Genomic DNA, 10297 nt, shown 5'->3' with positions numbered 1-10297 from the left:
CCCGTGTGAAAGTAGGTCATCGTCAGGCTCTTACAGCCCCAAAAAGCCCAACCAGAAATGGTTGGGCTTTTTGCTTTGCGGCGCCTCGCTCGGCCTTCTGCGCGCGCCTGGCTTCCAGGCGATGTCGGTGCAGGAAAGCTAGCAGCCGCGCCTCAGCGGAGTGAAGCCGGCGCACACTTTTGGTCCTGCCGGCGAGCTCCTGCCAGATGTCGTTCATGGCGCCTGCGTCGCCTGCCAGTTTCGAGCCGAGCGCCAGAACGGCCGGGTGCACATAGGCCTTCTTGCAGACTGCCGGGGTATTGCCGAGCTGCTTGGCCACGACGCTCAGGATCTTCTTGGCGCTGTAGCGCATGGCGGGTGACGCGTCCGCCGGATCGACGTCAGAACAAGCCAGCCGTGTCAGTTCGAGCGCCTGCACGGTGCCGTGCCAGGTCCGGAAATCCTTTGCGGTGAAATTGTCGCCGGCGGCCTCGCGCAAGTAGTCGTTGACGTCGGTTGACGAAAGGATGCGCGGCGTGCCGTCCTCGTCCTGGTACTGGAACAGCTCCTGCCCCGGCAGTTGCTGGCAGCGGCGGACTACTCGGGCCACCTGCGGATCGTCGAGCCTCGCCTCGTGCAGCACGCCGCTTTTTCCCCGGAAGCGCAGCTTGAGCGAGGCGCCGCGAACTTCGGCGTGCTTGTTGCGCAAGGTGGTGAGGCCGTAGGAGCCGTTGCTGCTCGCATATTCCTCGCTGCCCACGCGCAGGAAGGTGGTGTCGAGCAGCCGCACGAGCGTGGCCAGTACCAACTCGCGATCCAGCGTCGTTCTCTTGCTGCCTGGCTGCAGGTCGCGCGCCACCCGAGCGCGAATCTTCGGCAAGGCACGCCCGAAGGCCTCGAGCCGCTCGAACTTGGTCTCGTCCTTCATGACTCGCCATTCGGCGTGATAGCGGTATTGCTTGCGCCCGCGCGCATCGAGCCCGGTCGCTTGCAGATGTCCGTTCGGCAGCGGGCAGATCCAGACATCCGTGTATGCGGGCGGAATGGCCAGCTGCCGGATGCGCGCGATCTCGTCGACGTCGCGCAGCCACTGGCCCTTGGCGTCGCGGTAGCGAAAGCTGCTGCCGCGCTTCACCCGGCTCAGACCGGGCATCTCCGGGTTGATGTAGACCAGACCGTTGGCGAGCGGAAGGGGGCGATGGCGTGCAGCGGCGGACATGGGCTTTGCGAGATGGAGCGCAAAAAGCGTGCACCAAGGGAGCGCTCGAACGTGGTGGCGCGCGCCGTGCGCGACTGTAGGACGCCGCGATCAAGCTCGCGAACCGACCGCCGCTGTGGAGCTAGAACAAAGAGGCGGTAGCCGCCTGCGCATCGGCCAGGCCGCGCGAGCGGCTCGCCGCCCTTGGAAGCGGATCGGCCGCAGAAGTTTCGGGACTGTTCGCCTTCACCAGCGCGCCCACGCGGACACCCAGGAGCCGCAGCGGCCGATCGAGCGGCACGCGCTTGAGGCACAGTCCGGCCGTCCGCCGGATGGTCTTCGCGTCGGCGGTGAAGTGGTCGATGGTCTGGTCGCGCGTGGCGATCTTGAAGTCGTCGTAGCGCAGCTTGATGCCGATGGTCTTGCCGACGTAGCCCTTGCGCTGCAGGTCTTCGGCCAGCTTTTCGCACAGGTGCGTGAAGATTGCCCCCAGCTCGGCACGGTCGCGTACCGCCTGCAGGTCGCGGTCGAAGGTGGTCTCGCGGCTCATCGACACCGGCTCGCTCTCGGTCACCACGGGCCGTTCGTCGCGGCCCCAGGCGACCGCATGCATCCAGGCGCCGGTGGCCTTGCCGAAGTTCTCGACAAGCCAGTCGCGCTCCCTGGCCGCGAGCTCGCCGATGGTGCGGATGCCGAAGCGCTGCAGCTTCTCGTCGGCCTTGGGCCCGATGCCGTTGACCTTGCGGCAGGGCAATGGCCAGATGCGCGTTTGCAGGTCGCGCTCGAACACGACCGAAATGCCGTTGGGCTTGTCGAATTCGCTCGCCATCTTGGCCAAGAGCTTGTTGGGCGCGATGCCGATCGAGCAGGTGAGGCCGGTGGCGTCGAAGATCGAGCGCTGGATCAGCCGCGCGAGCACGCGGCCGCCCTCGCGCTGGCCGCCCGGCACCGCTGTGAAGTCGATGTAGACCTCATCGACGCCGCGGTCCTCCATCACCGGCGCGATCTCGATGATCACCTGCTTGAACCGGCGCGAGTACTTGCGGTACTCGTCGAAGTCGACCGGCAGGATCAGCGCCTGCGGACACAGCTTCGCCGCCTTCATGAGTCCCATTGCCGAACCGACGCCGAACTGGCGGGCCGGGTAGGTCGCGGTGGTGATCACGCCGCGGCCGGCATAGTCCTTGAGCAGCGGAAAGGCCTCGACCGGAATGTCGGCCAGCGTGCCGCCCTCGGGCAGATTGCGGATCGCCTCGTCCGCCTTGCGGCGGCCGCCGCCGATCACCACCGGCAATCCCTTGAGCTGCGGATAGCGCAGCAGCTCCACCGAGGCATAGAACGCATCCATGTCGAGGTGGGCAATGCGGCGGATCGGGGCGGCGGTCACGGTCCCGATTTTGAACGCTTCGGCGCGGGTGCTGGTGCCCGAAGGGCATCGATGACATCATGACGGCCATGCAAATCGTTGCCACCATGTTCTGGCGCCGGCTCGACCTGCCCGGCCATGACGCCTGCCGCCTCGAAAAGCACGGCAACGGGTGGCAGCTCGACGGTGCCGCGGTATTCCGCAACGAGGACGGCCGGCCCGTGCGGCTGGACTATCGCGTGCATTGCGACAACGCATGGCATGCGCAATGGGCCCGCGTGCGCGGCTGGATCGGTTCTGCGGCTGTCGACTTCGCAATCGCGCGCGGCAGCAACGGCGAGTGGTCCCTCAACGACCAGGTGGCGCCGGGCCTGGCCCATTGCACCGACCTGGACCTGGGTTTCACGCCAGCCACCAACCTGCTGCAACTGCGCCGCCTGAACCTGAAGACCGGCGAGAGCGCCGAGGCGCCGGTGGCCTGGGTCGATGTCGACGGCGACAGCCTGACGCCGCTGGCCCAGACCTACGAGCGCCGCAGCGAGACGGACTACTGGTACCAGTCACCGCGCTTCGACTATGCAGCGATGCTCATCGTTACGCCGGAGGGTTTCGTGTCGCGCTATCCGGACCTCTGGCAAGCCGAGGACTGACTGACTCAGAACGTTCCCGGCAGCAGGATGCTCGAATCCACCTCGTCGATCTGCGTGCGCCCGCAGAACGCCATCGTGAGGTCGAGTTCGCGCTGGATGATCTGCAGCGCGCGCGTCACACCGGCTTGGCCGAAGGCGCCCAGCCCGTAGAGGAAGCTGCGCCCGATCAGCGTGCCGCGGGCGCCGAGCGCGCGCGCCTTCAGCACGTCCTGGCCGCTGCGGATGCCGCCGTCCATCCAGACCTCGATCTCGGTCCCCACCGCCTCGGCGATCGCCGGCAGCGCCTCGATCGAGGAGGGCGCTCCGTCGAGCTGGCGGCCGCCGTGGTTCGAGACGATCAGCGCATCGGCGCCGCTGGAGGCTGCAAGGCGCGCATCCTCCACGTCCATGATGCCCTTCAGGATCAGCTTGCCGCCCCACAGCTTCTTGATCCACTCCACGTCGGCCCAGCTCAGCGTCGGGTCGAACTGCTCGGCCGTCCAGGACGACAGCGACGACAGATCCTTCACGCCTCTGGCGTGGCCCGCGATGTTGCCGAAGGTGCGGCGCTTGGTGCCCAGCATGCCCATGCACCAGCGCGGCTTGGTCGCCAAGTCCATCAGGTTCGTGAGCGTGGGCTTGGGCGGCGCGGTGAGGCCGTTCTTGATGTCCTTGTGCCGCTGGCCGAGGATCTGCAGGTCCAGCGTGAGCTGCAGCGCCGAGACGTTGGCGGCGCGCGCGCGCTCGATCAGCCGCTCGATGAAGTCGCGGTCGCGCATCACGTAGAGCTGGAACCAGAAGGGATGCCGGTCGGTGTGCTCGGCGATGTCTTCCAGCGAGCAGATGCTCATGGTCGAGAGCGTGAACGGAACGCCGAAGGCCTTGGCCGCGCGTGCGCCCAGGATCTCGCCGTCGGCGTGCTGCATGCCGGTCAGGCCCGTGGGCGCGATGGCCACCGGCATCGCGACCTCCTGGCCGATCATGGTGCTCCTCGTCGAGCGGTCTTCCATGTTGACGGCGACGCGCTGGCGCAGCTTGATCTTCTGGAAGTCGCTTTCGTTCGCGCGGTACGTGCCCTCGGTCCAGGAGCCGGAGTCGGCGTAGTCGTAGAACATGCGCGGCACGCGCTCCTTGGCGATCACTCGCAGGTCTTCGATGCAGGTGATCCGGGAAAGGTCGGGCACGCGGGGTCTCCTTGTTCGTGGGTGGCGCTGGGTGCCGATTATCGCGGTGCACTCCCGGCACGCCCGTTGCTTGTTCCGTTGCACCCGGCCATTTGCCATATCCGAAGGAGCATCCGCATGAACCGCAACGACGTCACCGAGAAGATCATCACCGTCAAGGTGGCCAAAGGCATCCAGTGGGCCGACGTGGCCAAGAAGGTCGGCCTCTCGAAGGAGTGGACGACGGCCGCCTGCCTGGGCCAGATGACGCTTGACGAGAAGCAGGCCGGCATCGTCGGCGAGATCTTCGGCCTCACGCCCGAGGAGCAGAAGTGGCTGCAGGTCGTGCCCTACAAGGGCTCGTTGCCGACGCCGGTGCCCACGGATCCGCTGATCTACCGCTGGTACGAGGTGGTGAGCGTGTACGGCAGCACCATAAAGGAACTGATCCACGAAGAGTTCGGCGACGGCATCATGAGCGCGATCGACTTCAGCATGGACATCCGGCGTGAGGCCGATCCGAAGGGGGATCGGGTGAACGTGGTGTTGTCGGGGAAGTTCCTGCCGTACAGGACCTACTGAGCTCAGGGCTCGTCGAGCAGCCTTCCGAGCAGGCTTTGCAGTTGCCGAACGTCGACGGGCTTGGTGAGGTGCGCATAGAAGCCGGCGTCGAAGCTGATATCCCGGTCCGACGCTTGCCCATAGCCGGTGACCGCAATCAGGGCCGGCGGATTGGCGACCTCGCGTCGAACCCTCTGGGCCACCTCCACGCCGCTGAGGCCAGGCAAGCCGATGTCCATCAGCACCAGGTCGGGTTGCTCGTCCTTGATCGCCTGCAGTGCCGAGAGCCCGTCGAAGGCGGTGCTGGTGACATAACCGAGGTTGTCGACCAGGGCGGACATCGTCTCCGCCGCATCCATGTTGTCGTCGACGATCAGAACCCGCTTGCCGGCCTCCGGCCCACCGGCCCTGCGCATCTCCAGAGGCGCCTTGACGGTCGGCAGCTGGATGACGAATTCGCTTCCCTGGCCCGGCACGCCCTTGCTGAAAGCGCTGATCTCGCCGCCATGGAGCGTCACCAGCTGCTGCACGAGCGTGAGGCCCAGGCCCAGCCCTCCCTGCGAGCGGGAAGCGTCGTGATCGCCCTGGGCGAACATCATGAAGATCCGAGGCAGATGCTGGGGCGGAATGCCGGGCCCGTCGTCGCTCACGCAGATCTCCGCATGGCTGCCTGCCGCGTGCAGACGGACGTTGACGTGTCCGCCGCTCGGCGTGAACTTGATGGCGTTGTTCAGCAGATTGCAAACCACCTGAATCATGCGGGCACGGTCGCCGCTGATCCATAGCGCTTCCGCGGGCGTGTCGAGCGCGAGCGCGTGCCCTTTGGCGTCGGCCATCGGCTTCATGGCCTCGACGGCTTCCTCGATCACCTCGGAGAGCTTCACCGGCTTGGCTTCGAGGTGGATCTTGCCGCTCGTGATCCGGCCGACATCGAGCAGGTCGTCGACGAGGCGCGTCATCTGCTTGAGCTGACGCGAGATGATGCCGGTCATTCTCTTCAGCGTCCCGGCCGATGCGTTCGGATGCTCGATGATCGCCAGCGCGTTGGCGATCGGGGCGAGCGGATTGCGCAGCTCATGCCCCAGCATCGCCAGGAAGGTCGTGATGCGGCGTCCTTCGTCCTCGAGAAGGGATGCACGCCGGCGCTCGGTCAGGTCGCGCGTGACCTTGGCGAACCCACGATGGCGGCCGGTCGCGTCGAAGAGCGCGGTGATCACGACGCTGGCCCAGAACCGGCTGCCGTCCTTTCGCACTCGCCAGCCTTCGTCCTCGTAGCGCCCGACTTCGCGCGCGATCTCGAGCTCCTTGTCGGGGAAGCCGGTCGCGGCCACCTCGGGCGGATAGAAGACCGAGAAATGCCTGCCGATGATTTCTCCCGCTTCGTATCCCTTGTTGGCCCTGGCACCGGTGTTCCAGCTCACGACGTAGCCGCCGGGATCGAGCATGAAGATCGCGTAATCCTTGACGCCATCCACCATCAAGCGGAAGCGCTCTTCGCTGGCGCGAAGCAGGTCCTGCTGTCTTTGGCGTTCCGTCAGATCGCGGGTGATCTTGGAAAAGCCGCGCAGCGACCCGTCCGGCCCCGTCAGCCGCGTGATGATGATGTTGGCCCAGAAGCGCGCCCCGTCCTTGCGAAGCCGCCACCCCTCGTCCTCGAATCTCCCCTCCTCGGCGGCGACCTGGAGCTCGTGCCGGGGCCAGTCCTTCTCCAGCAGATCGGGGGGGTAGAACATCGAGAAGTGGCGCCCGATCACCTCGTCGGGCTCGTAGCCCTTGAGCTTTTTCGCCCCGGTGTTCCAGCTGAGCACGATGCCGTCGGGATCGAGGAAGAAGATCGCATAGTCGGCGATCGAATCCACCATGAGGCGATAGTCCGCGTCCGTGACGATACCCAGATCGAGCGGCGTATTGAGGTCTGCCATGGTTCGGATCTCGGTTGAAGTCGGCGGCGCGGACATGATGGCGATTTTCGAGAGGGAAAGCCGTGGAACTCGCGACTCTCGTCCGAAATTTCCGACGCCCGGGTGCGCAAATGCCCCAAGCCCGCGTAGGAGGCCTACACCCGCACCACGCCGCCATCGATCTTTTCGACATCGGTATGCCCGCAGAACGCCATCGTGAGATCCAGCTCCCGATGGATGATCTGCAGGGCCCGCGTCACCCCCGCCTCGCCCATCGCGCCGAGCCCGTACAGCATCGAGCGGCCGATGTAGACGCCCTTGGCGCCGAGGGCCCGCGCCTTCAGCACGTCCTGGCCGCTGCGGATCCCGCCGTCCATGTGCACCTCGATCTTGCGGCCCACGGCGTCGGCGATCGCCGGCAGCGCCGAGATGGAAGAGGGCGCGCTGTCGAGCTGCCGCCCGCCGTGGTTCGAGACGATCAGCGCATCGGCGCCCGAGCCGACGGCCAGCTGCGCGTCCTCGACGTCCTGGATGCCCTTCAGGATCAGCTTGCCGCCCCAGCGCTTTCGGATCCATTCGATGTCGGCCCACGAGAGCCGCGGGTCGAACTGCTTGTTGGTCCACTCCGCGAGCGAACGCATGGTCTCGATGCCCTTGACGTGGCCGAACACGTTGCCGAAGTTGCGCCGCGGCGTGCCCAGCATGCCCAGGCACCAGCGCGGCTTGCTCGCCATGTCGGCAAGGTTGCGCAGGCTCAGCTTCGGCGGCACCGAGAGGCCGTTGCGCAGGTCCTTGTGCCGCTGGCCGATGATCTGAAGGTCCAGCGTGAGCACCAGGGCCGAGCATCGGGCCGCCTTGGCGCGGTCGATCAGGCGCTCCATGAAGTCGCGGTCGCGCATCACGTAGAGCTGGAACCAGAAGGGCCGGCTTGTCGCCGCGGCAATGTCCTCGATCGAGCAGATGCTCATGGTCGAGAGCGTGAACGGAATGCCGAACTTCTCGGCCGCCTTTGCCGCCAGGATCTCGCCGTCGGCATGCTGCATGCCCGTCATGCCGGTTGGCGCGATGGCCACCGGCATCGCGACGTCGATGCCCACCAGCTTCGTGCGCGTGCTGCGGTGCTCGATGTTCACCGCCACGCGCTGGCGCAGCTTGATGCGGTCGAAGTCCGCCGCGTTCGCGCGGTAGGTGCCTTCGGTCCACGAGCCGGAGTCCACGTAGTCGTAGAACATGCGCGGCACGCGCTTCTGCGCGAGGACGCGCAGGTCCTCGATGTCGGCGATGACGCTCACTGCGTCGCGATCTTCTGCTCGCTGATCAGCTTGCCCCAGCGCGCCGATTCCTGCGCCAGGGCGGTGGCCAGCGCCGCGGACGGCATGTAGTCCGGCACCGCGCCCTGCAGGGCGGCGGCCTGCGGAAGATCGGGGGCGCTCATCACGGCGCGTGCCGCTTCGCCCAGCCGCTCGATGATCGCGTTCGGCGTGCCGGCGGGCGCCAGCAGGAAGAGCCGCGGCGCCACGTCGACGCCGGGTACGGCGGTCGACAGTGCTTCGATGCCTTCCGTGCCGGGCAGGCGGTCGTTGCTCATCATCGCCAGCGCGCGCAGCTTGCCGGCCTTCGCCTGCGCCATGCCCGCGGTCGCGCTGACCACGCCGAGCGGCACCTGGCCGCTGATCACGTCGGGCACGATCTGTGCGGCGCCGCGGTAGGGAATGTGCAGCGCGAAGGTGCCCGACTGGCCCTTCATCATCTCGAAGCCCAGGTGCTGCACCGTGCCGACACCCGAGGTCGCGAAGGAGTAGAAGCCGGGCTTGGCTTTCAGCGCGGCGACCAGCTCGCGCGGCGTCTTGGCCGGGAAGTCGTTGCCTGCGACGATCAGGAGCGGCGACTTGAAGAGGCCCGCGACCGGCACGAAGCTCTTGATCGGATCGAAGCTGAGCTTGGCCTGCATGTACTTCGCGATCAGCGTCGAGCTGTCGCCGAGCAGCAGCGTGTAGCCGTCGGGCGCGGCCTTGGCCACCGCGTCGCCCGCGATCACGCCGGCCGCGCCGGCGCGGTTCTCCACCACCACCTGTTGCCCCAGCAGCGCCGACAGGCGCGGTGCGACCAGCCGCGCCATGGCGTCGACGCCGCCGCCGGCGGAGTAGCCGACCAGCAGGCGGATCGGGCGGTCGGGGTAGGCCTGGGCGCCGGCGAGCCCGGCATGGCCCGCCAGCAGCGCGGCGCCGAGTGCGAGCAGGGTGCCGCGGCGCGTGGTGATCGTGTTCATTGTGTTGTCTCCGGAAATCGTTGTGTCGTGTCGCCGCGCTGCGTCAGGCCTTGCCCGCTCCGCGCGAGCCGGACCGCTTGGCCAATTCGGCCACGCGTTCGCGGTTCGGCTCGAAGCCGAGGCCGGGCTGCTCGGGCAGCGCCAGCACGCCGTTGCCGGGCACCGGCAGATCGTCGAACACCATCCTGCAGCAGTCGACCGCCACCGAGTGGTATTCGACCAGCGAGCCGTTGGCGAGGCCCGCGTGCAGGTGCATGTTGTGGTGCGGCCAGGCACCGCCGTTGGCGAAGCGTGTGTTGAAGGCCGAAGCCATGCCTGCGATGCGCGCGCACTGGGTGAAGCCGCCGGTGATGCAGGCATTGGGCTGCACCACGTCGACCGCCTGCGCCACCAGCATGTCGCGGAAGCGGCTCGCCTGGCCTTCGTTCTGGCCGGCGGCGAGCGGAATGGAGGTCTTGGCGCGCAGCTTCACGAGGTTGGGAATGTCGTTCTGCGACACCGGCTCCTCGAAGAAGCTGATGCCGTATTCCTCGATGCGCTGCGCGAGCGAGAGCGCATGGAAGTAGTCCAGGCTGCAGTTGGCGTCGATGTAGATCTGCACTTCGGGGCCGACCGCCTCGCGCACCGCGCGGATGCGCTGCACGTCCTCGGCGATCAGCGCGTCGAGCGGCCGCGGCTCGTCGCGTCGGGCGAGGCCGTGGTGGCCGACCGTCATCTTCAGCCGCTTGAAGCCGCGCTCGACCCAGCCCTGCGCCGCCGCGGCGAGCTCGTCGCGCTCGAAGAAGGCAAAGCCGAAGGTCGCGTACACCGGCACCTCCGCGCGCGCACCGCCCAGGAGGCGCCAGCAGGGCTGGCCGAGTGCCTTGCCCTTCAGGTCCCACAGCGCGAGGTCGAGCGCCGCGATGGCATGGCTCGCGTAGCCGGACTGGCCGCGCGGCGTGAGCAGCCAGTAGAGCCGCTCCCAGATCTGCTCGTGGCGCATCGGGTCCATGCCGACCAGCGCGTGGGCCGCGATCTCGTTGACCACCGAGGCAACCACTTCCTCCTCGGTGATGGCGGTCATCCCGGTCCCGACCAGGCCTTCGTCGGTTTCGACGTCGACCAGGCACAGCGACAGCGAGGTGGTCTTGCTGCGGCCCGAAACCTCCACCGAGATCGGCAGGTGCAGGGGCGTGGCCGCGACGCGGGTGATCTTCATGAACGTGTGTCTCCTGTGTTGGGGCGCAGTGTA

At 67.2% G+C, this 10297-nt stretch carries 9 protein-coding genes; 2 read left to right on the top strand and 7 right to left on the bottom strand.

Translation table 11 applies throughout. The features are described from left to right. Positions 1–22: 22 nt before the first annotated feature. Positions 23–1198, bottom strand: a complete 1176-nt coding sequence (locus tag AC3A6B_RS29420) for a DNA topoisomerase IB (protein ID WP_487840170.1) — start codon at positions 1196–1198, stop codon at positions 23–25. A gap of 121 nt (positions 1199–1319) precedes the next feature. Continuing rightward, positions 1320–2525, bottom strand: coding sequence for a Y-family DNA polymerase (locus AC3A6B_RS29415; protein ID WP_487840171.1), 1206 nt, complete (start codon positions 2523–2525; stop codon positions 1320–1322). 98 nt (positions 2526–2623) lie between these two features. Here AC3A6B_RS29415 and AC3A6B_RS29410 point away from each other — a divergent pair, with 98 nt between their 5' ends. Then, positions 2624–3193, top strand: a complete 570-nt coding sequence (locus AC3A6B_RS29410) for a putative glycolipid-binding domain-containing protein (RefSeq protein ID WP_487840169.1) — start codon at positions 2624–2626, stop codon at positions 3191–3193. Between the two features lie 5 nt (positions 3194–3198). Here the strand turns inward: AC3A6B_RS29410 and AC3A6B_RS29405 are convergent, their stop codons facing one another. After that, positions 3199–4356: an alpha-hydroxy acid oxidase gene (locus tag AC3A6B_RS29405; protein WP_487840168.1), complete on the bottom strand. Its 1158-nt coding sequence runs from the start codon at positions 4354–4356 to the stop codon at positions 3199–3201. 117 nt (positions 4357–4473) lie between these two features. On the opposite strand from AC3A6B_RS29405, the gene cynS reads away from it, so the two are divergent. Next, positions 4474–4917 (top strand): cyanase, encoded by a 444-nt coding sequence (gene cynS, locus AC3A6B_RS29400; protein WP_487840167.1) that lies wholly within the window; start codon positions 4474–4476, stop codon positions 4915–4917. Positions 4918–4919: 2 nt separating this feature from the next. Here the strand turns inward: cynS and AC3A6B_RS29395 are convergent, their stop codons facing one another. The 4 genes from AC3A6B_RS29395 to AC3A6B_RS29380 form a co-directional block, all read right to left on the bottom strand. Continuing rightward, positions 4920–6854, bottom strand: coding sequence for a PAS domain-containing hybrid sensor histidine kinase/response regulator (locus tag AC3A6B_RS29395; RefSeq protein WP_487840166.1), 1935 nt, complete (start codon positions 6852–6854; stop codon positions 4920–4922). A 98-nt stretch (positions 6855–6952) separates the two neighbouring features. Beyond that, on the bottom strand, positions 6953–8089 hold the full coding sequence (locus AC3A6B_RS29390; RefSeq protein ID WP_487840165.1) for an alpha-hydroxy acid oxidase: 1137 nt from the start codon (positions 8087–8089) through the stop codon (positions 6953–6955). Beyond that, positions 8086–9066, bottom strand: a complete 981-nt coding sequence (locus AC3A6B_RS29385) for a Bug family tripartite tricarboxylate transporter substrate binding protein (protein WP_487840164.1) — start codon at positions 9064–9066, stop codon at positions 8086–8088. Before AC3A6B_RS29385 ends, AC3A6B_RS29390 begins: the two co-directional genes overlap by 4 nt. A gap of 43 nt (positions 9067–9109) precedes the next feature. After that, positions 9110–10264, bottom strand: coding sequence for a mandelate racemase/muconate lactonizing enzyme family protein (locus tag AC3A6B_RS29380; protein ID WP_487840163.1), 1155 nt, complete (start codon positions 10262–10264; stop codon positions 9110–9112). Positions 10265–10297 lie beyond the last annotated feature (33 nt).

Source organism: Variovorax sp. Soil_C_33, assembly GCF_057656935.1.
This window is presented reverse-complemented; position numbering and strand designations above follow the sequence as displayed.

Coding starts and splice junctions, on each gene's coding strand:
- AC3A6B_RS29395 (WP_487840166.1), bottom strand. CDS start 6,854: ATGTCCGCGCCGCCGACTTCAACCGAGATCCGAACCATGGCAGACCTC.
- AC3A6B_RS29410 (WP_487840169.1), top strand. CDS start 2,624: ATGACGGCCATGCAAATCGTTGCCACCATGTTCTGGCGCCGGCTCGAC.
- AC3A6B_RS29385 (WP_487840164.1), bottom strand. CDS start 9,066: ATGAACACGATCACCACGCGCCGCGGCACCCTGCTCGCACTCGGCGCC.
- AC3A6B_RS29415 (WP_487840171.1), bottom strand. CDS start 2,525: ATGGATGCGTTCTATGCCTCGGTGGAGCTGCTGCGCTATCCGCAGCTC.
- AC3A6B_RS29420 (WP_487840170.1), bottom strand. CDS start 1,198: ATGTCCGCCGCTGCACGCCATCGCCCCCTTCCGCTCGCCAACGGTCTG.
- AC3A6B_RS29380 (WP_487840163.1), bottom strand. CDS start 10,264: ATGAAGATCACCCGCGTCGCGGCCACGCCCCTGCACCTGCCGATCTCG.
- cynS (WP_487840167.1), top strand. CDS start 4,474: ATGAACCGCAACGACGTCACCGAGAAGATCATCACCGTCAAGGTGGCC.